This is a genomic window from Curtobacterium poinsettiae (genome assembly GCF_025677645.1).
In the GTDB taxonomy this organism is placed as follows: domain Bacteria; phylum Actinomycetota; class Actinomycetes; order Actinomycetales; family Microbacteriaceae; genus Curtobacterium; species Curtobacterium poinsettiae_A.
On record NZ_CP106879.1, the window covers coordinates 2,447,057 to 2,472,477 of the forward strand.

Genomic DNA, 25,421 nt, shown 5'->3' on the forward strand with positions numbered 1-25,421 from the left:
GATCAGCGTCAGTTGTTGATCGCAGGTACGACGATCGTCAGAGCGACGATGATGAAGATGATCGACAGCACGAGGCCGATGACGCTCAGGATGATGCCAGCGAGCACCATGCCTCGGCTGCCGGCGTTCCGGCGACGGGCGACGAAGCCCAGGACCAGGCCGATGATGCTGGCGATGAGCCCGACCCAGACGAAGAGGAACGAGAAGACGACGCCGACGATGCCGAGGACGAGCGAGCCGACGGCGATTCCGTTGCCGCTGTTGGTCGCAGGTGCGTTGCCGGGGTTGGACATGGTGGAGCTCCTTCTGGTCAGGACGCCGATCCAGGCCGGGTAGCCGATCGTGAGCGTCGTTCAGAACGCTAGTCCCCACACACGGCTGATGCCCAGATTCGCGCCCGGAGCCTGTCCCCCGGCTCAGGCTCCGACGTACGCCGCCAGGTGCTGCCCCGTCAGGGTCGTCCGTGCCGCCACGAGTTCGGCGGGCGTCCCCTCGAACACGATCCGTCCGCCGTCGTGCCCGGCGCCCGGCCCGAGGTCGATGATCCAGTCGGCGTGCGCCATGACCGCCTGGTGGTGTTCGATCACGACGACCGTTCGTCCGGCGTCGACGAGCCGGTCGAGCAGACCGAGCAACTGTTCGACGTCGGCCAGGTGCAGGCCCGCGGTCGGCTCGTCGAGCACCACGACACCGCCGCGGTCACCGAGGTGCGTCGCGAGCTTGAGCCGCTGCCGCTCTCCCCCGGACAACGTGGTGAGCGGCTGTCCGATCGTCAGGTACCCGAGCCCCACGTCGGCGAGTCGGGCGAGGATCGTGTGGGCCGCCGGCAGACCGGACTCCCCCGCCGCGAAGAACGCCAGCGCGTCGGTGACGGACATGCCGAGCACCTCGCTGATGTCCTTGCCGCCCAGGTGGTAGCCGAGCACGGACTGGTCGAAGCGCTTGCCGTCGCACTCGACGCAGGGGCTCGCGACGCCCGCCATCATGCCGAGGTCGGTGTACACGACACCGGCACCGTTGCACGCCGGGCATGCACCCTCGGAGTTGGCGCTGAACAGTGCGGGCTTGACGCCGTTGGCCCTCGCGAACGCCTTCCGGATCGGCTCGAGCAGGCCGGTGTACGTCGCCGGGTTGCTCCTCCGCGAGCCACGGATCCCGCTCTGGTCGATGGCGACCACGTCGTCGCGCCGGGCCAGCGACCCGTGGACGAGCGTGCTCTTGCCTGAGCCTGCGACCCCCGTGACGACGGTGAGCACCCCGGTGGGCACGTCCACGTCGACCTCGTGCAGGTTGTGGGCGGATGCGCCGCGGATCTCGATCGCCCCGTCCGGACGACGGACCTCGGACTTCACGGTGACGCGGTCGTCCAGGTGCTGACCGGTCACGGTCCCGCTGGCACGCAGACCGTCTACGGACCCCTGGTAGCAGAGCGTCCCACCGCCGGAACCGGCACCGGGCCCGAGGTCGACGACGTGGTCGGCGATCGCGATGACCTCGGGCTTGTGCTCGACGACCAGGACGGTGTTGCCCTTGTCGCGCAGCCGGACGAGCAGCTCGTTCATCCGCTCGATGTCGTGCGGGTGCAGCCCCGTGCTCGGCTCGTCGAAGACGTACGTGACGTCGCTGAGCGAGGAGCCGAGGTGCTTCACCATCTTCACGCGCTGCCCCTCTCCCCCGGACAACGTGCCCGTCGGGCGGTCGAGCGACAGGTAGCCCAGTCCGATCTCGACGAAGGACTCGAGCAGGGCGCGGAGCCCCTCGAGCAACGGCCCCACCCCCGGGTCGTCCAGACCCCGCAGCCAGGTGACGGCGTCGGTGATCTGCATCGCGCAGACGTCTGCGATGCTGCGGCCCGCGATCTTCGACGAGCGGGCGGTGTCGTTCAACCGGGTCCCGTCGCAGGCCGGACACGTCGTGAAGGTCACCGCACGGTCGACGAACGCTCTGATGTGCGGCTGCATCGCCTCGCGGTCCTTCTGCAGGAACGACCGGCGGACGCGGTGCACGAGCCCCTCGTAGGTCATGTTGATGCCGGCGATCTTCTGCTTCGTCGGCCCGCGGTACAGGAAGTCCTGCCGCTCCTGCTCGGTGAAGTCGCGGATCGGGGTGTCCCGGTCGAAGTAGCCCGATTCGGCGTACAGCCGCACGTTCCAGCCGTCGGTCCCGTACCCGGGGATGGTGAGCGCGCCGTCCCCGAGCGACTTCGTGTCGTCGAACAGCTGCGTCAGGTCGATGTCGTTCACCAGCCCCCGGCCCTCGCAGTCCGCGCACATGCCGCCGAGCCGCGTGAAAGAGACCCGCTGGGCCTTCGCGTCCGCACCCTTCTGCACCGTGATCGCTCCCCCGGCCGTCACGGTGGCGAGGTTGAACGAGAACGCGTTCGGCCCCCCGATGTGCGGCTGGCCGAGTCGGCTGAACAGCACGCGCAGCATCGCGTTCGCGTCCGTGGCGGTGCCGACGGTGGAGCGCGGGTCGGCACCGATGCGCTCCTGGTCGACGACGATCGCGGTGGTCAGACCGTCGAGCACGTCGACGTCCGGACGCGCGAGCGAGGGCATGAACCCCTGCACGAACGCGCTGTAGGTCTCGTTGATCATCCGCTGCGACTCGGCGGCGACGGTGCCGAACACGAGCGAGCTCTTGCCCGAGCCGGAGACCCCGGTGAACACCGTGAGCCGCCGCTTCGGCAGGTCGACGTCGACGTCGCGCAGGTTGTTCGCGCGGGCGCCGCGCACCCGGATCCGGTCGTGCCGGTCGGCAGGGTGCGCGTCGGTGCCGGTGGGGTCGTCGTCGACCGGATCGGTGTGCATGCGGGTCAGCGTACCGACGGGAGGCCCGTGGCGGGGCCGCCACGGGCCTCCCGTCCGATCCTGGATCGGCCGTCAGGCCGTGGTGCGGTGCTCAGGCACCGTGTCGGCGCACCAGGTCCGGCAGCTCGGCGGGTTCGAAGTCCTCGGCGGTCGCCTCGAGTTCGTCGGCGGTCCACCACCGCGAGGCGAGGATGTCGACGCGCTCGTCGTCGGTCCACTCGGCGTCGGACAGCTCGAAGCCGGGCGTGCGGACGACGTAGAACTCGGCGTGCCCGCGGTCGTGGTCGGCGAGGTCCCACTCGACCGTGAAGTCCCAGGACCACACCGGTTCGCCGGGTTCGTCGATGACGATCCCGGTCTCCTCGCGCAGCTCGCGGATCGCGGCGTCACGGTGGGACTCCCCCGGGTCGACCCCGCCACCCGGCGTGATCCAGCGGTGGGCACCGTCTGACGAGGGCGACTTCGTGTCCATCAGGAACACGCGGCCCTCGGGATCGAGCAGCAGGATGCGGGAGGTGCGGCGCAGGCCGGGCTTGGCGGTCACCCGCCCGACGTTAGCCGACGAAGCCGCTGACGTCGCCGACCAGCTTGGTGTGGTCGGCGGGGATCGGCTCGACGGCGGCCAGGGCGATCTCGGCCGCGAACTCGGACACGCTGTAGAGCTTGCCGACCTCCTGCCGACGGCCCTCGATCGCGCCGGGGTTCAGGCGGTTCAGCAGCGTCGCGGTGATCGTGCCTTCGATCATGTCGCCGGAGACGACGACGAACTCGATGCCGGCGGCCTCGAGCTGCGGGATGAGCTCACGGAGGGCGAGTTCCCCGGCGCGCTTGCTCTTGGCGACCGGGACGTACTCGTCCATCGTCTCGGCGGTCTCGACGAAGTGGGCCTGGTGGCTCGTGACGAACACCACGCGCGACCCGGCGGGCATGTGCGGCACGGCGGTCTGCAGCATGTCGACCTGCGCGTCGCGGTTCAGGCGGAGCGCGTAGTCCTCGCCGACGCCGGACTCCATGCCGCCCGACGCGTTGAGCACGAGCAGGTCGATGCCGCCCCATTCCCGGACGACGGTGTCGACGAGGGCCTGCACGGAGTCGTGCTCGGTGAGGTCGGCGCCGACGGCCAGGGCGGAACCGCCGGCCTCGACGATCTTCTCGGCGATCTGCTCCGCACGCTTGGCCTTGTTGCGGTAGTTCACGACGACCTTCGCATCGGCCTCGGCGAGGTACCCGACGGTGTCGGCGCCGATGCCACGGGACGAACCGGTGACGACGGCGCGCTTGTCGGTGAGGGATCCGGGGGCGAGGGGGTTGCTCACAGTCGTGTTCTCCAGGTCTGGTTGCGGCCGGTCGGGCGCACCGAGCCTACCAATCGCCTGCACGACCGTCGGACGGCCCTGATATGTTGAACGGAGTTGTACCGGCTGTCGCGACGCAGCGAGCCGCCGCGCGCGACCGAGGGAGGGAGATCGCGTGAACGGAATCGATTGGATCCAGAGCACCGTCTGGATCGGCCTGGTGTTGCTCCTGGGCGTGGTCGAGATCTTCACCCTCGACTTCATCTTCATCATGCTCGCGGCGGGCGCCGCCGGCGGGCTGATCGCCGCGTTGCTCGGCGCCCCGTGGTGGCTATCCGCCATCGTCGCCGCGGTCGCCGCACTCGTGCTGCTGTCGCTCGTCCGACCGCGCCTGCTCGTGGCACTCGGCCGCGGTGCCGACCCGCACCGCACCAACGTCGAGGGGCTCATCGGGCTCCCCGGCACGGTCGCGGTCGCCTTCACCTCCTCCAGCCCCGGCCAGGTGCGCCTGGCCAACGGCGAGACCTGGAGTGCACGGTTCGCCGCGGACTCCGTCGACCGCACACCGCCACTCGGGACCCCCGTGGTCGTCGAGTCGATCGAGGGGTCGACTGCGGTCGTGCGCCTCGCAGAAAGGGCCACCTCGTGACCAGCATCTCCCCGGGGACGATCGCACTGCTCGTGCTCATCCTCGTCGTCGTCATCTTCGTGATCGTCGTCCTGGCGAAGGCGATCCGCATCGTCCCCCAGGCCACCGCAGGGATCGTCGAGCGACTCGGCAAGTACCACAAGACCCTCAACCCGGGCCTGAACCTTCTCGTCCCGTTCATCGACCGCCTGCGCCCGCTGCTCGACATGCGTGAGCAGGTCGTCTCGTTCCCGCCGCAGCCCGTGATCACCGAGGACAACCTGGTGGTCTCGATCGACACCGTCGTCTACTTCCAGGTGACCGACGCCCGCGCCGCGACGTACGAGATCGCGAACTACCTCGGTGCCGTCGAGCAGCTCACCACGACCACGCTCCGCAACGTCGTGGGTGGCCTGAACCTCGAAGAGGCACTGACCAGCCGCGACAACATCAACGGCCAGCTCCGCGTCGTCCTCGACGAAGCCACGGGCAAGTGGGGCATCCGCGTCGGCCGAGTCGAGCTGAAGGCCATCGAGCCGCCTGTGTCCATCCAGGACGCCATGGAGCAGCAGCTCCGTGCCGAGCGCAGCCGACGTGCCGCGATCCTGCAGGCAGAGGGCACCAAGCAGTCCCAGATCCTCGAAGCCGAGGGACAGCGGCAGGCCGCGATCCTGGCCGCCGAGGGTGACGCCAAGGCACAGGTGCTCCGCGCCGAGGGTGAGGCACAGGCCATCGCGACCGTGTTCGAGGCCATCCACACCGGCGACCCGGACGAGAAGCTGCTCTCCTACCAGTACCTGCAGACCCTGCCGAAGATCGCCGAGGGCACCTCGAACAAGCTCTGGATGATCCCGAGCGAGTTCACCGAGGCCCTGTCCGGCATCGCGAAGGGCTTCAGTGCCAGCCGTGGTGGCGGCGCCGGTCCGGTCGCCGGCGGTGCTGGCGGCACGGACTTCCTGTCACGCATCTCGAAGCTCGCGAACGAGAGCCTGGCGAACACTGCAGCCGCGGACACCACGATGCCGCGTGCAGACGCCACCGCCGCGGACATCGTCCCCGAGTCCGACCTCGACGCCCGCCTGGCCGAGTCGAACCGCAGTGTCGATGCACACCTCGCGGCGGCCGACGACGCGACCGCCGAGCAGGTCGAGGACACCCCGCCCACGCCGGGCGACGACGCCTCCGGTCACCGGACCAGCGACGGTTCCGGCCGGCGCTGACGCTCCGGAACGAACGAACGAACGAACGAACGACGACGCCCGCCCCGGGGAACCGGGGCGGGCGTCGTCGTGTGGTCGGTGGTGTCAGGCGCCGCGTCGTGCGCGGAGCACCTGCAGGCGCTCTTCGAGGAGCTCCTCGAGTTCCTCGCGCGAGCGGCGCTCGAGCAGCATGTCCCAGTGGGTACGGGGTGCCTTCACGTCTTCTTCGGCGACCTCGACGGGGATCCCGTCGTCACCGAGCAGCCGGCCCTCGCGGCCGGAGCGCGGCTCCGACCAGGTCTGGGGGACGTCCGCATCCGCAGAGAAGACGATGTCGAACGTCTCACCCGAATCCGTCTGGTAGACCGCGCGCTTGCGATCCGAGAGCTCGACGCCCTCTTCGCTCTGGAGACTCTGACTCCCGAGCCGCATGCCGCGGAGACTCCGATCAGCCATGTGTGTGCTCCTCTCGCTCGTCTGCCCTCCACAACACTGTCCCACGCCCCATCAATCCCGTACCGGCGCATTCACAGTCCGTTCCCAGTGGCTGGGCGCGGCGAGTCGGATCAGGAGCCGGTGCGTCGCCCCCAGGGCGCACAGGCGAGGAGCACGAGGAGGCCGCCGAGGGAGAGCAGGAGCGTGATCGAGCCGGACAGGATCGACGCCGGGGTGGTGGAGGTGCCGAGCGGCACATCGGTGACCATCGACGTCGCGGTGTACTCCGGCACCCGGTCGATCGTGCGACCGCCCGGGTCGATGACCTGCGACGCTCCGACGGTCGAGATGTTCACGAGCGACCGGCCGGTCTCGATGGCCCGCATCCGAGCGATCTCGAGCTGCTGCAGGTTCTCGTCGGTGCCCGAGAAGTCGGCGTTGTTCGTCTGCGCGAGGATCACCTGCGCTCCCCCGCGCACCATGTCGGAGGTGAGCCCGTCGTCGACGATGTCGAAGCAGATCGAGATGCCGGCCCGGATCCCCGCGACGGAGAGCACGTTCGGCTTGGTCCCCGGCGTGTAGTCGCGCTGCAACAGGCCGATCAGCGACGGCGCGAGCTTCGAGAAGAACCAGCGGTCGGGCACGTACTCGCCGAACGGCACCGGACGCTTCTTGTCGTAGGACGACTGCCAGCCGTCGGCGGTCCAGACGAACGACGTGTTGTGCAGCACCCCCGACGGCGTCTGCGTGATGGCGCCCGCCACGATCGGGGCGTCGAGCGAGTCGACCACCGAGTCGAGCGCGGCGGCGATGACCGGCTGCTGACGCGGGTCGTACTCCGCCCCTGCCTCGGGCCAGACGACCAGGTCCACACCCTTCGCGTCCACGTCCGTCGCCGCGACCTGTGCTGCCAGGACGTCGCCGGGCTCCGCACGGTCGAAGTAGCCCGCGGGGCCGTTGCCCTGCACCGACTCGACCCGGATCGTGCCGCTCGTCGCCGTCGGCCACGCCGGCACGGCCAGGACCGCCGCGACGAGCAGACCCGCCGTCGCCACCCGCACGGGCAGCCGGAGCCTGGCACCCGGCACGCGGGGCACCACGAGCGCGAGCGACACCACGACCGCGACGCAGTACACGACGATGAACGTCAGCCCGAGGACGCCGACGTACGCGGCCAGGTGGGTGAACGGCCCCTGCGACTGCGACAGGCCGACCCGACCCCACGCGAAGCCGCCGTACGGCCAGCTCCCCGAGAACCACTCGCGCCCGGTCCAGAGTGCGGCGACGACGGCCGGGAGGCCCCACACACGTCCGGCGGTCGAGGGCACCACGCGTGCGACCCAGCGGTACGCCAGGGCGATGGCGACGCTGCCGAGCGCGAAGAACGCGGCTTCGAGCAGGGCGAGTGCGAACCACGGGACCGGGCCCAGGTAGCGGCCGGCCCATGAGATGGCCGGGATCCAGAAGGCCGCGCCGGCGAGGTAGCCGATCCACGCCGCACGCCGCGCTCGCTGCCCCATCACCGCGAGCAGCATGCAGGCGAGTGCCGGGTAGGCGAGGAACCACCACCCGGGCGACGGGAACGCGAGGGCGAAGAGGATCCCGCCGACGACGGCCAACGGCAGCGCGGTGCCCAGCGGCAACGCGGCGAACGGACCGGTCGCGACCGCCCCGCGGCCGACGCGCGCGGGCAGCCCGCGCACACTGGTCTCCGGAACCGGCACCGTGCCTCCCGTCAGACCGTCGCGTAGGCGACGATGCCGCGGCGGACCGCGTCCGTCGCCCGTCGGGCGGTCTGGGCGAGCTCGTCGTCGCCGGCGTTCCGGATCTGGTCGAGCAGGTCGATGACCTGCTTCGACCAGCGCACGAAGTCGCCGGCCGGCAGGTCGAGGGTGCGGAGGACGTCGTCGAGGGCCGAGCCCGAAGCCCAGCGGAACATGCCGACGGCCATCGCCGGGGTCGGCGGCTGTGAACCGGCCAGACGTGCGGCACGCTCGATGTCGTCGAGGCGCGACCAGATGGTCAGCGTCTCGTCGAGCGCGGGCCGGAACGCACCGCGGGGCAGGGCGTGCTCGGTACCGGGCGCGTCCTCGCGTCGGGGCTGGTAGATGATCGTCGCTGCCATGGCGGCGAGCTGTGCCGGGGTGAGGTCCTTCCAGACCCCCGCCTCGAGGCACTCGGCGACGAGCAGGTCGCGGTCGCCGTAGATGCGCTGGAGGCGACGGCCGCCCGCTGCCACCGTGGCCTCGCCGTCGCCGGCGTCCACCAGGTAACCGAGTTCGAGCAGGACCTCGGTGACACGGTCGAACGTCGTCGCGACGGCGCCCGTGCGGGACCGGATCTGCTGGACGAGTTTGTCGTTGGCGCGCTTGAGCTTCCACCACCGCTCGGACCAGCGGGCGTGGGCTTCGCGTTCCGGGCAGGCGTGGCAGGGGTGGCGCTGCAGCTGGCGGCGGACCGCCGTGATCGCGGCTTGGCGTTCCTGGCGCGCGCCGTGCGACGCCTCGCGGCCGCCGGGCACGTTGGTGCGCTCGAGGTCGGAGAGTTCACGGCGGAGGGCCGAGTACTCGGTGAAGTCGCCGAGGTGGCACTGCATCGCCTGTCGGTAGCCGTCGAGCGACTCCTGCTGCGAGCGGACCTTGCGGGCGAGGTCGACCACCGACCGGTCTGCCTGGAACTGGGCGAACGACGTCTCGAGGACCTCGCGCGTGCGCTGCCGACCGAACTGGTCGATCAGGTTGACGGCCATGTTGTAGGTCGGCTTGAACGACGAGTTCAGCGGGTACGTGCGACGGCTGGCCAGCGACGCGACGGCCTGCGGGTCGAGCCCGTCGGTCCACTGGATGACCGAGTGTCCCTCGACGTCGATGCCACGGCGCCCGGCTCGACCGGTGAGCTGCGTGTACTCCCCCGGGGTGATCGGCACACGGGCTTCGCCGTTGAACTTCTCGAGCTTCTCGAGCACGACGGTGCGCGCCGGCATGTTCACGCCGAGCGCCAGGGTCTCGGTGGCGAACACGACCTTCAGCAGTTTGCGCTGGAAGAGGTTCTCGACGACCTCCTTGAAGGCGGGGAGCAGACCCGCGTGGTGCGCCGCGACTCCGCGCTCGAGCCCTTCGAGCCACTCCCAGTAGCCGAGGACGGCCAGGTCTTCGTCGAGCAACGTGCGGCAGTGGTACTCCGCCGTCTCGCGGATCTCGTTGCGCTCCTGCACCGTCGTCAGGGACAGGCCCGAGCGCAGGACGTTTCGGACTCCCTGGTCGCAGCCGTTGCGGCTGAACACGAAGAAGATGGCGGGCAGGAGCATCCGCTCGTCGAGCATGTGCGCGATCTGTTCGCGGTGCGCCTTCTCGGTGCGCGGCCCGCGGCGCTCGGGGTAGCCGCCACGACCGCGTCGGCCGCGGTGGCCGCCGCCGTTCCGCTCGCTCCGGGAACCGCCGCCGACCATGCGGAGCAGTTCCGGGTTCACACGGTTCGTCGCCGCGGCGCCGCTCGAGTCGAACAGGTCGACCATCTTCGAACCGACCAAGACGTGCTGCTCGAGCGGGACCGGACGATCCTCGGAGACGATGACGTCCGTGTCGCCGCGGACGGTCTGCAGCCAGTCGCCGAACTCCTCGGCGTTGGACACCGTGGCGCTGAGCGAGACCAGGCGGACCTCGGTCGGGAGGTGCAGGATCACCTCTTCCCACACGGCACCGCGGAACCGGTCGGCGAGGTAGTGCACCTCGTCGAGGACCACCCATGCGAGGTCGTCGAGCAGGTCCGAGTCGGCGTAGATCATGTTCCGGAGCACTTCGGTCGTCATCACGACGACGCGGGCTCGGGGGTTCACGTTCGTGTCGCCGGTGAGCAGCCCGACCTCGGACTCGCCGTAGACGTCGACGAGCTCGGCGTACTTCTGGTTGCTCAGTGCCTTCATCGGCGTCGTGTAGAAGACCTTCGCCGTCGGCTGGCGCATGGCGAGCCAGATGGCGAACTCCGCGACGATGGTCTTGCCGGCTCCGGTCGGGGCGGCGACGAGGACGCTGCGGCCCTGGTCGAGCGAGTCGCACGCGGCGAACTGGAACGGGTCGAGGTCGAACCGCAGGTCGGTCCGGAAGAGCTCGAGGTTGCGCGACCGGTTGCGCACCTTGGCCGCGGCGAAGCGCTCGGCCGCACTCGTGCTGCTCACAGGTCGTACTCCTCGTCGAGCTTCGCCTGGCGCTTGGCGAGACGACGGTCGTGGATCCACGTCACGAGGCACGCAGCCAGGTACAGCACCAACATCGGGACCGCGAGCAGGAACATCGAGATGACGTCGGAGCTCGGCGTGACGATGGCGCAGAAGACCAGGATGCAGAGGATCGCGACGCGCCAGCTCTTGATGATGGCCGCGGCCGAGAGCACCCCGACGAAGTTCAGCAGGACGAGGAACACCGGCAGCACGAAGGCGATGCCCACCGCGACGATCAGCTTGATGACGAAGTCGTAGTACGCCTTCGCGTCGACGATCGAGGTGTCCTGGCTCGACACGAAGCTGCCGAGGATGCCGACCACGTGCGGCAGGATGAACCATCCGAAGTAGCACCCGGCGAAGAACAGCGGGATCGCGGTGCCGAGGAAGCCCCAGACGTACTGCCGCTCGCGCCGGACGAGCGCGGGCACGATGAACGCCCAGATCTGGTAGAGCCAGACCGGGCTCGCGATGACGACGCCGATGGTGATCGCGATCTGCAGCTTGAGGTCGAACGCCCCGGTGATCATCGGGAAGTTCAGCTCGGCCGTGTGGCCACCGACCTTGGCCAGCTCGGTCACCGGTGCGCGCAGCGCGTCGAGCACCCACGGGGTGAGGAACCAGCCGCCGATCGCGCCGACGACGATCGCCACGACTGCGCGGAAGAGACGGTTGCGCAGCTCGATGAGGTGCTGCCCGAGCGACATGCGGCCTTCGGCGTCGGTCTTCTGGCGCCCCTGCCGCTTCGCTCGCCCGCGCGCGGTCGTCGAAGCCATGTGCTCGATCTTACGGGGTCGGGACCGACAGTCCGCCGGGTGGCGGCGCGGGAGTGTGGTGGCTGTGTGGGTGGGCGGGCGGCTGGCGCGTGGCGAGCGGGCGGGCGGGCGTGAGCGGGCGTCCCTGGCGGGATCGGGCGTACCTGGTCGGATCAACTCACCAGGTACGCCCGGAACGACCAGGTACCCGAAGCCCACCGTGCGGGATCGGGCGTACCCGGTCGGAACGTGCAGCGCTCGGACGTGCCCCAGCGGCAGACGTCAGCCCGCGGCGAGGGCCGCGGCCGCGAAGTCGCGCACGGCCTCACGGGCGGCGGGCGGGTCGAGCACCACGGCTCGACCGGGCAATCCCGCGACGAGACGGACCACCCCGTCGAACCCGTGCGACGCCGCGAGCCGGATGCGCACACGACCTTCCCCGTCGGGCGCGTCGGCGGTGTCGGACAGGAAGTCGGCGACCAGGGGCAGCGACGTCGAGTCGAGCTCCACCGTGACGATGACGTCGTCGGCGGCCTGCTGGAACAGTGTGTCCGGGATGACGACCTGATCGATCGTCTTCTCGGCCGGGCGGTCGTCGACGCGCGCCTCGGACATGCGGTCGAGCCGGAACGTCCGGAGCGCCTGCCGGTCGAGGTCCCACGCGCGCAGGTACCAGTCGGTGTCGATGGACTCGACCCGGAGCGGGTCGACCCGTCGAGTGCCGCCCTGGGTGCGCGGTCCGGCGTACTCGAAGACCAGGCCGCGGCCGTCGGACATCGCCCGGCGGATGGTGGCGAGGGCGACGTCGTGCAGGTCCTGCCCGACGGCGACGGTCGACGCCGCTCCCCCGGCGCCGCGGGACAGCTTGGCCATGAGCGCGCGGATGGCGTCACGGTCGGCGGCCTCGGGCAGCGCGGACAGGTACTGCAGACCGGCGATGAGCGCGGACGCCTCACGAGCCGACAGACGCGGTGAGTCGTCGATCGCCACGAGGTTGGTCAGCACGATCATGTCGTTCTGGTCGAAGTCGTCCCACGCGATGTCGAACAGGTCGCCGTGCTGGTACTGCATCGTCTCGCCGGGCACCCCGGACACCGCGATGAGTTCGACGGCGCGTCGGATGCGGGCCTCAGGCACACCGAAGTGCCGAGCCGCCTCGGCCACCGAGACCCGCTCACGGTCGATCAGGTACGGCACCAGGGCGAGCAGGAACGCGAGCTTGTCCTGCGCCTGCAGGGGTTGGGCGTCAGCCACGAACGGGGTCCTCTCCGGGGGCTGCGGCACGGTCGTCGTCGGTGTGGTCGCGCACGAGTGCACGGAGGCGCTCCCCGACCCGTGACCGCAGGTCGTCGGGCTCGAGTACCCGGACCTCGGGCCCGAACGCGGCGAGCTCCTCGGCGAGGATCTGCGGGTCGACGTGGTGCAGCACGAGCGCGCCGTCGGCATCGGTCTCGGTGTCGCGGCGACGGGTCAGTCGGCGTTCGGCGTCGGAACCGGGCGTCACCGCGATGCGCGCGGTGCGCTGGGCCCAGATCCGCTCGAGCTCGGCGAGGGTGCGCTCCCCAGCGCCGACAGGGGCGGTGTGCTGCCCGACCTCGTACTGCGTGACGGGTCCGACGATGCGGGCCAGTAGGTAGTTCTTGTCCGAGTCCGTCGCGAACTCGTGGGCGGCGAGCATCCACCGGCCGCCGTGCTGCACCAGTGCGAGTGGAGCCACTTCGCGCCGACGGGCGTCGTGCTGCCCCGGCGTGATGTAGTCGAAGCGCACGGCTGCACCGCGGTCGAGCGCGGAACGGAGCGGCTCGAACGAGGCGTCCCGGGCGCGGAGCCGCGGGGCGTAGGCGTCGACGCCGAGCTGCAGGGCGCCGTCGTCGTCCTCGGCACCGGCCGAGCGGACCTTGAGCAGGCCACGGCGGGAGTCGGCGGACAGCGCACCTTCGCGCCAGGCCATCGCGGCCAGGGAGAGCAACGCGGATTCGTCCGGGGTGAAGCGGACGTCGACGGGCAGGTCGTACTCGCCCTTCGGGATCCGGTACCGGAGCGTCTGGTTGTTGCCCGCCGCACCCGGCGTCTCGATGGTCTCGAGGGGGATGCCGAGCTCGCGGACGTCGTCCTTGTCGCGCTCGAACTGGCGCTCGAGCGAGGCGTTGTCGCCACCGTTCGAGAACCGCTGCCGGTACCCCTGCACGTTGGCCAGGATCTCGGCCTTGGTCAGCCCGGACTCCGTCGAGAGCAGCGCGAGCACGAGGCTGAACAGCCGCTCCTCGGCGGGCACACGGGGCACACGGGTCGCTGGCACGAGCCGATCCTACGGCAGCGCGGGTGCACCGGAGTGCACCCGCGCCGCGGTCCGTGGACGGTCGGACCGGGTCAGTTCGAGATCGCCCCGAGGACGTCGATCACGTACGCGTACGCGGTCCCCTGCTGGTTGACGATGGCCAGGACCTGATCGCCGACGTGGTGCCCGACGATGGCGGTCCGGACGCCCTCGTCGACCTGACCCTTGGTGAGCGGGATGGCCTGCGCGCCCGATCCGTCGGTCCAGCTGGAGCCGGCGACGGACGGGTCGGCACCCCAGGTCACGGCGGTGTACTTGATGACCGCGGTGTCCTTCGCGGTGAGCTCGCGGCCGTCGCCCTTGCGGAGCAGGTGCGACTCGTTCGACTTCGGGGCGCTCCACGACGGGATCGTGATGCCGGGGGCACCGGACGGGGCGAGCACCACGGCCGGCATCTTGTCGCCGGCGAGCTGCGGGGTGCCCGTGGCGCGGGCGTCGAACGCGCGCTTGACGTCGATGACGGCGATCACGGCGTCCTCGGTCTTCCCCGACGAGGAGCTGCCACCGGTGCCGTCGGTGCTGCTCAGGGCGCTCTTCGGCAGGGCCACCGCCAGGCGGTCGCCGACGCGGGCGCACTGCAGTGAGGCACCGAGGGCTCCGTAGTTGCTCGCACCGGCGGTGATCGGCGCCGTCTGGCCCGAGTAGCCACTCGTCTGGGCGACCTCGCCGGTGGAGCCGTCGACCAGGGTGTACTCGACCAGGACGGGCGTGCCGTCGTCGATCGTGCGACCGGAGCCCTGCTCGAGCACGGACACCTGGGTGCCCTTGGTGGTCAGGCCCTTCGGCACGCTGACCTTCGGCTCCGAGCCGAACTTGCCGGTGGCGGTCACCGCTTCGGACGCGGCGCCGGGAGCGGCACAGCTCGAGGGCGTGGTGCCGGCACCGTTCGACGCGCAGGCGGTGAGGGACACCGCGAGACCGATGGTGACCAGGAGTGCGGGGATGGTGCGCACGGACCCTCTTTCCGTTCGATGCAGGACGGGCACGCCGTCAGCCTACCGGTCGTCCTCGACGGCCCCGGACGGTACCGCATCGGCATCCGACGATGCCGCAGCGGGCTCGGACGGCGCCGCAGCACCATCCGCCGCCGACGACGCCTCGGCCGCCGCGACCTTGCGCGCCTGCGCCGCAGACTGCCGGGCCACCTTGCGGAGCTTCTTGTCGCTCGTCGCCCGCTCGCCCACGGCACCGGGGGTCCAGGCCTCGACGTCCTCGTCCGAGAACTCCGCCTTGCCCGCGCGGCGCTTCAGGTTCGGCAGCACCGTCCCGTCGGCCAGGCGTCGCGCGGTGACGAGGAATCCGGTGTGCCCGACCATGCGGTGGTCCGGGCGCACGGCGAGGCCCTCGACGTGCCAGGTGCGCACCAGGGTCTCGCTCGGCATCGGGTCGGTGAAGCGCCCGGTGTCGCGCAGGGCCTCGGCCGTGCGGGACAGCTGCGTGACGGTCGCGACGTAGCAGACGATGAGTCCGCCGGGCACGAGGGCGTCGGCCGCGGCGTCCACGCACTCCCACGGCGCGAGCATGTCGAGCACGACGCGGTCGACGCTCTGCTCCTCGACGGCGTCGGGCAGCTCCTCGACGAGGTCGCCGACGGTCACCGACCAGTTGTCCGGCACGGCACCGAGGAAGGTGCCGACGTTGCCCTTCGCGATCGCGGCGAACTCCTCGCGGCGCTCGAACGACTGCAGCTGCCCGGTCGGGCCGATCGCGCGGAGCAGGAACAGCGACAGCGCCCCCGAGCCGACGCCGGCCTCGACCACGCGGGCACCCGGGAAGACGTCCGCGAAGGCCACGATCTGCGCCGCGTCCTTCGGGTAGACGATCGCGGCACCACGCGGCATCGACATGACGTAGTCGTTGAGCAGCGGACGGAGCGCCAGGTACTCGTCACCGGTGCTCGCCCGGATGACGGAGCCGTCGGGCTGCCCGATGACGTCGTCGTGCCGGAGCACGCCGCGGTGTGTGTGGTACTCCCCCGCGGTCTCGAGCGACAGCGTCGTGAGCTTGCCCTTCGGACCGGTCAGCTGGACGCGGTCGCCGGCCCGGAACGGGCCGCGCGGCGGGGTGTGCGGGGCGCCACCCGCGGTGTGCGGGAGCGCTGCGGTCGGGTCCGCGGTCGGACTGGAGGCGCGGCTCGCGTCTGCCTCGTCGCGTGCGTCGTCGGCGTGGCTCATCGGGTGACCCCTTCGGTGTCCGCAGCGTGCGCCGGGTCCGGCACCGCGCCTCCAGCACGTGCGGCCAGTGCCGGCGTCGTTAACTCGACCAGCCGGTCGACGTCGACGCCCGCCAGGGTGGTCAGGTGCACGTCGCCGCCGGCGATCTCGGAGAGCGGGACGATGTGCTCGACGGCGACCGTGACGGCGCCGGAGGCGACGGCCGACGCGACGCCGGTGGCGGAGTCCTCGATCGCGACGCACGCGGTGGGCTCGACGCCGAGCTGCGCGGCGGCGGACAGGTACGCGTCCGGGAACGGCTTCGGGCGGTCGACGTCGTCGCCGGCGACGACGACGCGGAAGCCACGCTCGCCCAGGGCCTCAGCGGCGACGAGCGCCATCTTGCGACGGGACATCGTGACCAGGGCGGTCGGGATGCCGCGGGCGTGGAGCTCCTCGACGAGCTCACGGGCACCCGGCCGCCACGGCAGTTCGCCGGCGCGCAGGTGCTCCATCACGTAGTCGGTCATCCACTGGATGATCTCCTCGACCTCCATGTCGACGCCCTTGGCGCGCAGGAGCTCACCGGAGCGCTCGAGACCGCTGCCCACCAGGGACAGGCCGTCCTCGTGGGTCCACTCGGCGCCGTAGCGGCTCGTCAGGTCGACCTGGGACCGCTGCCAGATCGGCTCGGTGTCGATGATCGTGCCGTCCATGTCCCACAGCACGGCTGCGGGCGGGACGAGGGCAGGAGGATGCGCGGTCACGGGCGTCGAGTCTACCGGGGCCGTTCCGCTGGGCGCGGACGCGCGCGTGCGCCGACACCCCCTGGGCCTACAGTGGATGCCTGAATCGTGTCCGGCCGGGGGCACCGCTCCCGCCCCGCTCCGCTCCACCACCAGGAGGTCCGCTCCGTGCCACAGCACTCCCCCTTCAGCGACGGTCGCTTGCTCGTCGTCGCCTTCGAGGGCTGGAACGACGCCGGCGAGGCCGCGAGCGGTCTGGCGCGTCGCATCGTCGAGTCGCTCGGGCTCGACGAGCTGCGCGAACTCGACGGTGAGCGGTACGTCGACTACCAGTTCAACCGGCCCACCGTCGGCACCGACGACAACGGTGACCGCGGCGTGCAGTGGCCCCGCATCGTGCTGTACGGGCCCGGTGCCGAGGGGCGTCCGGTCATCGGCGCCACCGGCTCGCCCACCGACCGTGACGTCTTCGTCCTCGTCGGCCCGGAACCCTCGCGCACCTGGCGGGGCTTCTGCTCGGAGATCATCGACCTGGCGGACGTCTACTCGATCGACGCCGTCGTCTTCGTCGGCGCCATGCTCGCCGACGTCCCCCACACCCGACCGATCTCGGTGTTCGTGTCGAGCGAGAACGCCGGGGTCCGCGCCGCCTTCGACGTCGACAAGTCCTCGTACGAGGGCCCGACCGGCATCCTCGGGGTCCTCGCCGACGCGATGGACAAGGCCGGGCTGACCACGCTCTCCCTGTGGGCGTCGGTGCCGCACTACGTCCACAACTCGCCCTCGCCGAAGGCCACGCTCTCGCTGCTCGACAAGATCGAGGAACTCACGGACGTCACGGTGCCGCGCGGCTCACTGCTCGACGACGCCACCGAGTGGGAAGAGGGCATCGACGCCCTCGCCGCCGACGACGAGGACATGGCGTCCTACATCGGGCAGCTCGAGCAGGCACGCGACACCGTCGACTCCCCCGAGGCCTCGGGCGACGCCATCGCGCAGGAGTTCGAGCAGTACCTCCGTCGCCGTGAGCGCAAGGACGGCAAGGACGGCGGTACCGCCGGTGGCGAGGGGCCGTGGCGGCCACAGCAGTAGCCGTCACCCGCTGACGGACGGGAGGCGCGGTGCCAGCTGGCACCGCGCCTCCCGTCCGTCGCGAGGTGTGCGATCACGACACGCCGCTCACGTCCGGCGAGTGGTCGCGAACTGTCGGCTGCGGACCGCCTCGGCGACAGTTTCCGACCCCTCGGCGGCACGCACGCGACGTGTCGCGACCACACGGCGGGCGGGGATCAGGCCAGCCGGATGCCCAGCAGCGCGTCGATCAGGTCGAGGAGCTCCGGCGTGCACGCCGTGCCGCCGGCGATCGCCGTGTCGACCGCGGCGACGGCACCGGGGGTGTCGAGGTCGTCCGACACCCGCGCGCGGATGCGTGCCGCGACGTCCGCAGCGTCGTCGGCGTGCCCGGCGGAGGCTCCGGAAGCCCAGGCGTCCCAGCCGGCGAGCCGCGTCTGGGCGCTCGTCAGCTCGGTGTCGAACCACTCCCAGTCGTCGGAGTACTTGTGCGACAGCAGCGCGAGCCGGATGGCACGGGGGTCGGCGCCGTCGTCGAGCAGCCCGCGCACGGTGACGAGGTTGCCGAGCGACTTCGAGATCTTCGTGCCCTGGTAGGCGATCATCCCGGTGTGCACGAACGCGTTCGCGAGGGGCTGGTGTGCGAGGGCCGCAGCGTGCCCGGCGCTCATCTCGTGGTGCGGGAAGACGAGGTCGCTCCCGCCGCCCTGCACGCTGATCGGCAGCCCGAGGCGGTCACCGGCGATGACGCTGCACTCGATGTGCCAGCCGGGGCGACCGGCGCCGATCTCGGTGTCCCAGGCCGGCTCGCCGTCACGCGCGGCGCGCCACAGCAGCGGGTCGAGCGGATCACGCTTGCCCGGACGATCCGGGTCGCCGCCGCGTTCGGCTGCGAGGGCGAGCATGGTCTCGCGGTCCAGACCGCTCTCGTCGCCGAGCGTCCACGCGTCGGCGGGGCGGTTCACGTCGAAGTACAGGTCGTCACCCTCGGCGCCGTCGGTCGGGACCTCGTACGCGTAGCCGGACTCCTGCAGGAACGAGACCGCCTCGGCGACGCGCTCGACCTCGTCCGTGACGGCCACGAAGTCGTCCGGCGGCAGGATCCGCAGCGACTCCATGTCGCGGCGGAACAGGTCCACCTGCTCAGCCGCCAGGGCACGCCAGTCGACGCCGTCGCGTGCGGCACGCTCGAGCAGCGGGTCGTCCACGTCCGTGACGTTCTGCGCGTACTCGACGTCGAGCCCCGCGTCACGCCAGGCACGGCCGAGCGTGTCGAACGCCAGGTAGGTCGCCGCGTGGCCGAGGTGCGTGGCGTCGTACGGCGTGATGCCGCACACGTACAGCGCGGCGCGGTCCTCGTCGCGGGCGGGGTCCACCGGCTTGCCCGTCGCCGTGTCGTGGACGACCGGTCGGGGCGCGGCGCCGGGGACGTCGGGGACGGATGGGGCCTGCCAGGCCCTCACGGCTGGATCACTCCGAGCGACAACAACACGATGAGCACGATACCGAGTGCGATCCGGTAGACGACGAAGGGCATGAAGCTGCGCTTGCTGATGTAGTTCATGAACGCCGCGATCACGACGAACCCGACCACGAACGCGACGACGGTGGCGATGAGCGTGTCGGCGAGTCCGAACGGCGAGCCGTGGTCGCCGAGGCTCGTCGCGGCCTCGTAGAACCCGGACAGGAACACCGCCGGGATCGCCAGCAGGAACGCGAAGCGCGCGGCCGCGGGACGGGTGTACCCGAGGGCGAGACCCATCGACACGGTCGCGCCGGAACGGGAGACGCCGGGCACCAGGGCGAGCATCTGCGCCAGGCCGATGAGCAGGCCACCGCGGAAGGTCATCTGCTCGATGCGCCGCTCCTTGCGACCGACCCGGTCGAGCACCCCGAGCACGACGCCGAACACGACGAGGACGATCGCGACGATCCAGAGCGACCGGAACGTGGTCTCGATCGAGTCCTTGAGCAGGAGCCCGGCGACCCCGATCGGGATCGTGCCGAGGATCACCAGCCAGCCGAGACGGACGTCGGGGTCGCCCTTCGGCACGTCACGCTTGACCACCGAGCGGAACCACCGCCCGATGATCCGGGTGATGTCCTTCCAGAAGTAGATGAGCACCGCGGTCTCGGTGCCGAGCTGCGTCACGGCGGTGAAGGCCGCACCGGGATCCTTCGCGTCGGGCAGGAAGAGCCCCACGATGCGCAGGTGCGCGCTGGAGGACACCGGCAGGAACTCGGTGAGCCCCTGGATGAAGCCGAGGAAGATCGCCTCGAGGATGTGCATCGCACGGGCCTTTCAGAGGTGAGGTCGGTCAGGGCACCGCCACGACGGCGACCATGAACAATATCAGTACGTGGCGAGCAGGTCGGCCAGCACCCGCCGACCGAACGCCAGCGAGTCGAGCGGCACCCGCTCGTCCACGCCGTGGAACATCGCGGGGAAGTCGACACCGGCTGGCAGCTGCAGCGGCACGAACCCGTACCCCGCGATGCCGAGCGTCGAGAGCGCCTTGTTGTCGGTACCGCCGGACAGCAGGTACGGCAGGACCGGTGCGCCCGGGTCGTGCCGGCCGAGGACGTCGCGGACGGCGTCGACCAGCGGGCCGCCGAAGTCCTGCTCGAGGCCGATGTCGCGGAACGACATGACCACCTCGACCTCGGGGCCGGCGAGCTCCCGCACCCGTTCGAGCACGGACTCCTCGTCGCCGGGCAGGCAGCGGATGTCGACCAGCGCCTCGGCGGCGTCGGGGATGACGTTGTGCTTGTAGCCGGCGGTCAGCACCGTCGGGTTCGACGTGGTGTGCAGCGCGGCGTGGATGAACCGCGACGCCGACCCGGTGGCCAGCGCGACCTCGTCCGGGCCGGTGACGGTCGGGTCGACCCCGAGGAACCGCGCCACCTCGGCCACCATCGCGTCCGTCGTGCCCGAGAGCCGGACGGGCCACTCCTCGCTGCCGATCCGGGCGACCGCCGCAGCGAGCTTCGTGACGGCGTTGTCGCGGATCACGTGCGAGCCGTGGGCGGCGGTGCCGCGCGCGATCAGCTTCACCCACATGAGCGCCTTCTCGCCGGTCTGCAGCAGGTAGGCGCGACGGTCACCGAGCGTGATCGAGTACCCGCCGACCTCGCTGATCGCCGCCGACGCCCCCGCGAAGACCTCGGGGTGCTGGTCGACCACGTGGTGGGACCCCAGGACTCCCCCGGCCTCTTCGTCGGCGAAGTACGCGATCACCAGGTCACGCTCCGGCGCCCCGTGCTGCTCGACGACGTCGGCCAGCGACGTGAGCATCATCGCGTCCATGTTCTTCATGTCGACGGCGCCCCGACCCCACAGCGATCCGTCCTTGACCACACCACCGAACGGGTCGACCGACCAGTTCGCGGGGTCGGCCGGCACGACGTCGAGGTGTCCGTGCACCACGAGCGCCGGCTTGTCACGGTTCCGACCGGGCACCCGCGCCACGACGCTCACGCGGTCCGGCTCGGACTCGAACAACTGCGGCTCGAGACCCAACGCGCGGAGCTTGTCCTCGACGTAGTGGGCCGCCTCGGTCTCCCCACGGGACTTCCCCTCGCCCCAGTTCGTGGTGTCGATGCGGATGAGGTCGCGGGCGATCGCCGCGGTGGCCTCGAGCTCGGGCACGGACTGCGGCTCGGAGGGCCCGGGGTTCGTCATGGCTCCACGGTATCGGTCGGCACCGACCCCGTCGCCGAGGCCGGGAACGCAGGACTCGCCCGGGATGCGCGACCGTGTTCATCGCGCGTTCAGACCCGTGCTAGTGTCTTCTCTCGGCAGGAACGCCGGGTTCAACCCGGGAAACAGACACCAGACACCCTGTCCGGGTGGCGGAATTGGTAGACGCGCTAGCTTGAGGTGCTAGTGCCCGTATTAGGGCGTGGGGGTTCAAGTCCCCCCTCGGACACAGGAAATGCGTGCCCCCTGACCTTTCGGTCGGGGGGCATTTTCTGTTGTGTCTTCCCGGCGAGTGCCGCCATCGCTGCGCTCAGGGCGTCACCGCCTCTGGGGCGCCACTTCGCTTCGCTCAGGTCGACCACGTGCCACTTCGCTTCGCTCAGGGCATTGACGCCGCCGCCTTGCTGCGCTCGGGGCGGTCGGGGTACGGCAGAGGGCGGGCGGTGGACGCGGGACGTGCGGCCTGGAGGCGCGGGGCGGGGCCGCAGCGCGCCTCCAGGCCGGAACGTGCGCACGTCACGGGCCGGTGCGACGTTGCGGACTCCGTGTGACGGAACAAGGTCGCACCGAGTGGGCAACGCCGCACCGTGCTGCGAGACCCGCGCGCGCGGTCAGCGCGAGCGGCGCACCCGCCGCACCACCAGCACGACGGCGCCGAGCGCCGCCAGCCAGCCCCAGTTCGCGACCACCGGGTCGAGCACCTGGTGCCGCCAGTCCGACCGACTCGACCCCAGGCGCGACGCAACGGGGTGGTTCCCACGCTCCGCCGCGACACCGGTCTCGCTGATCACCCGGTCCGGCCGACCCCGGAGCGCATCGGTCACCCGGTGCGTCGCGACGTCCACGCGGTCCCCGACGACGAGCAGCATCCAGTGCGCCAGGCGGCCCTCGCTGAACCGCCGGTAGGCGTACCGCCGGACGATCCCGGCGACGCCGCTCAGGGGCTGCGCGGTGCCGAACACCGGCGTCACGTGGGCGTGCTCGATCGAGCGCTCCCGGCCGTGCGCACCGTCCTGCTGCGGCGGGCGGTCCCAGTGGGCTCCGGTGGCCGAACCGGCCTCGCGCGAGAGCTTCGGAACGGACGGCCGGTCCGCCGGGTCGAGGTCGCTCCCCCACCCCGGGATGCGGGCACGGAGTTCCTCGGCCGACGGCACCCGACGGGGTGGATCGGCGATGTACGGGGTGTGGTCGGACATGTCGGGCCTCCTCACGGCACGACGACGGTCTTGATGCAACCGTCGAGCTTGGACGAGAACAGGTGGTACCCCTCGGCGATGTGCTCGAGGGGGATGCGGTGCGTGATGATGTCGCTCGGCTTGAAGTGCCCGGCCTGGATGTGCTCGAGCAACCGCGGCCACTGGCGCTTCACGTGCGCCTGGTTCGCGTGGATCGTGACGCCCTTGTTCATCGCGTCACCGAACTTCACCGCGCTCGGGATCGGCCCGTACGCGCCGATCGCCGAGACCGTGCCGCCCTTGCGGACGCCGTCGATCGCCCAGTTGAGCGCCGTCGGGGAACCGCCCTGCAGCTTGAGCTTCGAGGCGGTGACCTGCTGGGTGAAGTTGCCGTCCGCCTCGGCTCCGACGGCGTCGATCACGCTGTCCGCACCGAGGAAGTCGGTCTGCTTCTTCATCTCGAGCACGACGTCGTCGACCTCGGCGAAGTTGATCGTCTCGGCGTGCGCGAAGCTCCGGGCCTTCTCGAGCCGGTACTCGAGCTGGTCGACGACGATCACCCGGCCGGCTCCCATGAACCACGCTGACGCCGCGGAGAACAGCCCGACCGGCCCGGCACCGAGCACGACGACGGTGTCGCCCTCGCGGATCGACGCCAACTGCGCCCCGAAGTACCCGGTGCTCAGTGCGTCCGTCATGAGGAGGGCGTCGTCGTCGTCGAGCCAGTCCGGGATCACCTGCGGTCCGACGTCGGCGAACGGCACCCGCACGCGCTCCGCCTGCCCACCGTCGTACCCGCCGGTGGTGTGCGAGTACCCGTAGATCCCGCCGACCGCGGTCGCGTTCGGGTTCACGTTGTGGCAGTTCGCGAAGAGTCCGCGGGCGCAGAACCAGCACGTGCCGCAGAAGATGTTGAACGGGACCATCACGCGGTCGCCGACCGACAGGGTCTCGACGGACGAGCCGATCTGCTCGACCACCCCGATGAACTCGTGGCCGAAGGTGTGACCGACGCGGGTGTCGGGCATCATGCCGTGGTACAGGTGCAGGTCCGAGCCGCAGATCGCGGCCCGTTCCACCCGGACGATCGCGTCGTTCGGGTGCTCGATCCGGGGATCCGGCTTCTCCTCGACGCGGACCCGGTACGGGCCGCGGTAGGTCATGGCGCGCATGGACGCTCCTCTCGCTCGTCCGTCCACGCTGACGCGCGCCACGTTGGAGCGGACACAGGACCGCAGATCGCGGACAGGCGGTGGACGTCCGCACAGACGGACGGGAGGCGCGGTGCCAGCTGGCACCGCGCCTCCCGTCCATCACCGGCGTGCGTCGACCGCTCGGCGCAGCCAAGCGCGGGCTCCGGCGACGTCATCGAAGACGCCGTCGTCCTGCGCCGCCGCGGACGCCACGAGGAGTTCGCGGAACACCGGCCCCGGGGTGAGTCCCGCGTCGACGAGGTCGCGGCCGGACAGCAGCCGCACGGGTCGACGCGCGACCTGGTCCCGGAGCGCGACGTCGAACCACGACCACGCCGAGGACCGGCTCGCCCCCGGACCACGCCCCTGCGAGTCGGCTTCGCACACCCGGGCCCACGACTCCATCGCGGGCAGGGAGGATCCGAGCCGTCGGAACAGCCGCCGAGCAGCGGGAACGGACGGTGGCGCGCCGTTGGACGAGTGCGGGACCATGTGCTCGCGAACGAGCGGGACGACCCGCTCGACGATGTGGCGTGGCGCGCCGAGGCGACCGAGCAGCACTGCTGCTGCCGCAGCGCCGGACACCTCGTGGCCTAGGCTGCGGATGCGGACCGCACCTGCGTCGTCGGCGAGGACCTGCGTGCCGGAGCCGGCCTTCCCCAGGTCGTGCAGGACGGCGGCGAGCACGATGACGACCCGGTCGTCACCCCGGATCCCGTCCGCGGTGCAGGCGCGGGCGGCAGCGTCCCCCGCCGCTCCGAGGTGGACGTGCACGGGACCCTCCGGGTGCCACCGGGGGTCCTGCGGCACGTCTCGGACCGCGGCGAGCTCGGGCAGGTGTCGCTCCCAGCCGCTGTCGTGCAGCGTTCGGAGGGCAGCCGACACGTGGTCGCCGAGTGCCAGCTTGCGGATCTCGGGCCAGATCCGCCCGGTGGCGATCGACTCGAACCGTGCCGCGATCGACCGCGCCAGACTCAGCGTCGCGGGGTGCACGGCGAAGTCGAACCGGGCGACGAGCTGCACGGCACGCAAGACCCGGAGCGGGTCCTCACTGCAGCGTTCGGAAGCGTGCCGCAGCACGCCGATGACGGCATCGTCGATCCCACCGACCGCGTCGAGGAACACGTTCGTGCGGGGGTCCCAGGCGACGGCGTTCACCGTGAAGTCCCGACCGAGGGCGGACACCGTGACCGGATCGAGCGCACCGGACTCCGCCGTCACTGCGACGTCGACGCGGGATCCGTCGAGCACCACCTTGAGGACCGGGAACCCCGCACCGGCCTCGACGACGATCGCTCCGACCGCACGCAACGCTCCGACGACCACATCGGTCCTGGTGCCGTGCACCTCGACGTCGACGTCACCGGTGGTGGTCGGTCCGCGCCCGGCTTCCCGAAGCAGCGCGTCGCGGACTGCTCCGCCGACCAGGGAGGGCTGCCCGATCCCGCCCAGGACCTCGAGCACCGTTCGGGCTCCGGCGTCGAGGCCGAAGGCGCGGAGCGGGTCGGCCGGACCGGGGCACCGGTGGACGGTGCTGTCGTGACGCTCGGCGCCGCATCGGAGGCACGATCGGACGGAGGAGGTGGTGGTGGTGGGGCGCACGTGTCGGTCGACTTCCGGGACCTCGTCGCCGTGGGCGCCGAGGGAGTCAGTATGCCGGAGAGCGGCAGGTGGGTGCGAACGCACGTGACGGACGGACGGGAGGCG

General features: G+C 71.1%; 22 protein-coding genes and 1 tRNA gene. 4 read left to right on the forward strand and 19 right to left on the reverse strand.

Annotated features, from left to right (window positions below; translation table 11 throughout):
* Nucleotides 1–8: 8 nt before the first annotated feature.
* From OE229_RS11785 to OE229_RS11800, 4 genes are all read right to left on the reverse strand, one after another.
* Nucleotides 9–293, reverse strand: a complete 285-nt coding sequence (locus tag OE229_RS11785; protein WP_209081424.1) for a DUF4190 domain-containing protein — start codon at nucleotides 291–293, stop codon at nucleotides 9–11.
* 123 nt (nucleotides 294–416) lie between these two features.
* The gene (locus OE229_RS11790; protein ID WP_262138149.1) at nucleotides 417–2,810 is read right to left on the reverse strand and encodes an excinuclease ABC subunit UvrA; all 2,394 of its coding nucleotides are present in this window, start codon (nucleotides 2,808–2,810) and stop codon (nucleotides 417–419) included.
* 91 nt (nucleotides 2,811–2,901) lie between these two features.
* A complete protein-coding gene (locus OE229_RS11795) occupies nucleotides 2,902–3,354 on the reverse strand; it encodes an NUDIX hydrolase (protein WP_182065039.1) in 453 nt (150 codons plus the stop codon).
* Nucleotides 3,355–3,364: 10 nt separating this feature from the next.
* The gene (locus OE229_RS11800) at nucleotides 3,365–4,126 is read right to left on the reverse strand and encodes an SDR family oxidoreductase (RefSeq protein WP_262138152.1); all 762 of its coding nucleotides are present in this window, start codon (nucleotides 4,124–4,126) and stop codon (nucleotides 3,365–3,367) included.
* 154 nt (nucleotides 4,127–4,280) lie between these two features.
* Between OE229_RS11800 and OE229_RS11805 the strand changes: the two genes are divergently transcribed.
* Complete coding sequence (locus tag OE229_RS11805; RefSeq protein WP_035808305.1) at nucleotides 4,281–4,754, forward strand: NfeD family protein; 474 nt, start codon at nucleotides 4,281–4,283, stop codon at nucleotides 4,752–4,754.
* Complete coding sequence (locus OE229_RS11810; protein ID WP_182065041.1) at nucleotides 4,751–5,953, forward strand: SPFH domain-containing protein; 1,203 nt, start codon at nucleotides 4,751–4,753, stop codon at nucleotides 5,951–5,953. Before OE229_RS11805 ends, OE229_RS11810 begins: the two co-directional genes overlap by 4 nt.
* An 84-nt stretch (nucleotides 5,954–6,037) precedes the next feature.
* On the opposite strand, the gene OE229_RS11815 is transcribed toward OE229_RS11810, so the two are convergent.
* From OE229_RS11815 to OE229_RS11855, 9 genes are all read right to left on the reverse strand, one after another.
* Nucleotides 6,038–6,388, reverse strand: coding sequence for an RNA polymerase-binding protein RbpA (locus OE229_RS11815; RefSeq protein WP_027465636.1), 351 nt, complete (start codon nucleotides 6,386–6,388; stop codon nucleotides 6,038–6,040).
* A 110-nt stretch (nucleotides 6,389–6,498) separates the two neighbouring features.
* Nucleotides 6,499–8,091: an apolipoprotein N-acyltransferase gene (lnt, locus tag OE229_RS11820; protein ID WP_262138154.1), complete on the reverse strand. Its 1,593-nt coding sequence runs from the start codon at nucleotides 8,089–8,091 to the stop codon at nucleotides 6,499–6,501.
* 11 nt (nucleotides 8,092–8,102) lie between these two features.
* Entirely contained in the window at nucleotides 8,103–10,541 is a 2,439-nt protein-coding gene (locus OE229_RS11825; RefSeq protein WP_182065042.1) for a DEAD/DEAH box helicase, read from the reverse strand.
* Complete coding sequence (gene tatC / locus OE229_RS11830) at nucleotides 10,538–11,290, reverse strand: twin-arginine translocase subunit TatC (RefSeq protein ID WP_182065077.1); 753 nt, start codon at nucleotides 11,288–11,290, stop codon at nucleotides 10,538–10,540. Before tatC ends, OE229_RS11825 begins: the two co-directional genes overlap by 4 nt.
* Nucleotides 11,291–11,620: 330 nt before the next feature.
* On the reverse strand, nucleotides 11,621–12,592 hold the full coding sequence (locus OE229_RS11835) for a helix-turn-helix transcriptional regulator (protein WP_182065043.1): 972 nt from the start codon (nucleotides 12,590–12,592) through the stop codon (nucleotides 11,621–11,623).
* A complete protein-coding gene (locus OE229_RS11840; protein ID WP_182065044.1) occupies nucleotides 12,585–13,637 on the reverse strand; it encodes a helix-turn-helix transcriptional regulator in 1,053 nt (350 codons plus the stop codon). Before OE229_RS11840 ends, OE229_RS11835 begins: the two co-directional genes overlap by 8 nt.
* 71 nt (nucleotides 13,638–13,708) lie before the next feature.
* Nucleotides 13,709–14,629 (reverse strand): FKBP-type peptidyl-prolyl cis-trans isomerase, encoded by a 921-nt coding sequence (locus OE229_RS11845; protein ID WP_182065045.1) that lies wholly within the window; start codon nucleotides 14,627–14,629, stop codon nucleotides 13,709–13,711.
* A 42-nt stretch (nucleotides 14,630–14,671) separates the two neighbouring features.
* Entirely contained in the window at nucleotides 14,672–15,850 is a 1,179-nt protein-coding gene (locus OE229_RS11850) for a tRNA (adenine-N1)-methyltransferase (RefSeq protein ID WP_262138157.1), read from the reverse strand.
* Nucleotides 15,847–16,596 carry an HAD family hydrolase gene (locus OE229_RS11855; RefSeq protein ID WP_262138160.1) on the reverse strand — a complete coding sequence of 250 codons (750 nt, stop codon included), beginning with the start codon at nucleotides 16,594–16,596 and terminating at the stop codon, nucleotides 15,847–15,849. The genes OE229_RS11850 and OE229_RS11855 overlap by 4 nt, the downstream gene beginning before the upstream one ends.
* Nucleotides 16,597–16,743: 147 nt before the next feature.
* Between OE229_RS11855 and OE229_RS11860 the strand changes: the two genes are divergently transcribed.
* On the forward strand, nucleotides 16,744–17,667 hold the full coding sequence (locus tag OE229_RS11860) for a proteasome assembly chaperone family protein (RefSeq protein ID WP_111025032.1): 924 nt from the start codon (nucleotides 16,744–16,746) through the stop codon (nucleotides 17,665–17,667).
* A 197-nt stretch (nucleotides 17,668–17,864) separates the two neighbouring features.
* On the opposite strand, the gene mshC is transcribed toward OE229_RS11860, so the two are convergent.
* The 3 genes from mshC to OE229_RS11875 all read right to left on the reverse strand — a co-directional run bounded on the left by mshC (nucleotide 17,865) and on the right by OE229_RS11875 (nucleotide 21,328).
* Nucleotides 17,865–19,109, reverse strand: coding sequence for a cysteine--1-D-myo-inosityl 2-amino-2-deoxy-alpha-D-glucopyranoside ligase (gene mshC, locus OE229_RS11865; protein WP_262138162.1), 1,245 nt, complete (start codon nucleotides 19,107–19,109; stop codon nucleotides 17,865–17,867).
* Nucleotides 19,106–19,936, reverse strand: coding sequence for an undecaprenyl-diphosphate phosphatase (locus OE229_RS11870; RefSeq protein ID WP_262138165.1), 831 nt, complete (start codon nucleotides 19,934–19,936; stop codon nucleotides 19,106–19,108). Before OE229_RS11870 ends, mshC begins: the two co-directional genes overlap by 4 nt.
* 63 nt (nucleotides 19,937–19,999) lie before the next feature.
* Nucleotides 20,000–21,328, reverse strand: coding sequence for a M20/M25/M40 family metallo-hydrolase (locus OE229_RS11875; protein ID WP_182065050.1), 1,329 nt, complete (start codon nucleotides 21,326–21,328; stop codon nucleotides 20,000–20,002).
* A gap of 161 nt (nucleotides 21,329–21,489) precedes the next feature.
* On the opposite strand from OE229_RS11875, the gene OE229_RS11880 reads away from it, so the two are divergent.
* A tRNA-Leu gene (locus OE229_RS11880) sits at nucleotides 21,490–21,575 on the forward strand.
* A gap of 382 nt (nucleotides 21,576–21,957) precedes the next feature.
* Here OE229_RS11880 and OE229_RS11885 read toward each other — a convergent pair.
* From OE229_RS11885 to OE229_RS11895, 3 genes are all read right to left on the reverse strand, one after another.
* Complete coding sequence (locus tag OE229_RS11885) at nucleotides 21,958–22,542, reverse strand: CxxCxxCC domain-containing protein (protein WP_262138168.1); 585 nt, start codon at nucleotides 22,540–22,542, stop codon at nucleotides 21,958–21,960.
* 11 nt (nucleotides 22,543–22,553) lie between these two features.
* A complete protein-coding gene (locus OE229_RS11890) occupies nucleotides 22,554–23,693 on the reverse strand; it encodes a zinc-dependent alcohol dehydrogenase (protein ID WP_262138170.1) in 1,140 nt (379 codons plus the stop codon).
* Nucleotides 23,694–23,834: 141 nt separating this feature from the next.
* Nucleotides 23,835–25,178, reverse strand: coding sequence for an HD domain-containing protein (locus OE229_RS11895; RefSeq protein WP_262138171.1), 1,344 nt, complete (start codon nucleotides 25,176–25,178; stop codon nucleotides 23,835–23,837).
* Nucleotides 25,179–25,421 lie beyond the last annotated feature (243 nt).

Coding starts and splice junctions, on each gene's coding strand:
- OE229_RS11785 (WP_209081424.1), bottom strand. CDS start 293: ATGTCCAACCCCGGCAACGCACCTGCGACCAACAGCGGCAACGGAATC.
- OE229_RS11790 (WP_262138149.1), bottom strand. CDS start 2,810: ATGCACACCGATCCGGTCGACGACGACCCCACCGGCACCGACGCGCAC.
- OE229_RS11815 (WP_027465636.1), bottom strand. CDS start 6,388: ATGGCTGATCGGAGTCTCCGCGGCATGCGGCTCGGGAGTCAGAGTCTC.
- tatC (WP_182065077.1), bottom strand. CDS start 11,290: ATGTCGCTCGGGCAGCACCTCATCGAGCTGCGCAACCGTCTCTTCCGC.
- OE229_RS11850 (WP_262138157.1), bottom strand. CDS start 15,850: ATGAGCCACGCCGACGACGCACGCGACGAGGCAGACGCGAGCCGCGCC.
- OE229_RS11870 (WP_262138165.1), bottom strand. CDS start 19,936: ATGCACATCCTCGAGGCGATCTTCCTCGGCTTCATCCAGGGGCTCACC.
- OE229_RS11875 (WP_182065050.1), bottom strand. CDS start 21,328: ATGACGAACCCCGGGCCCTCCGAGCCGCAGTCCGTGCCCGAGCTCGAG.
- OE229_RS11885 (WP_262138168.1), bottom strand. CDS start 22,542: ATGTCCGACCACACCCCGTACATCGCCGATCCACCCCGTCGGGTGCCG.
- OE229_RS11890 (WP_262138170.1), bottom strand. CDS start 23,693: ATGCGCGCCATGACCTACCGCGGCCCGTACCGGGTCCGCGTCGAGGAG.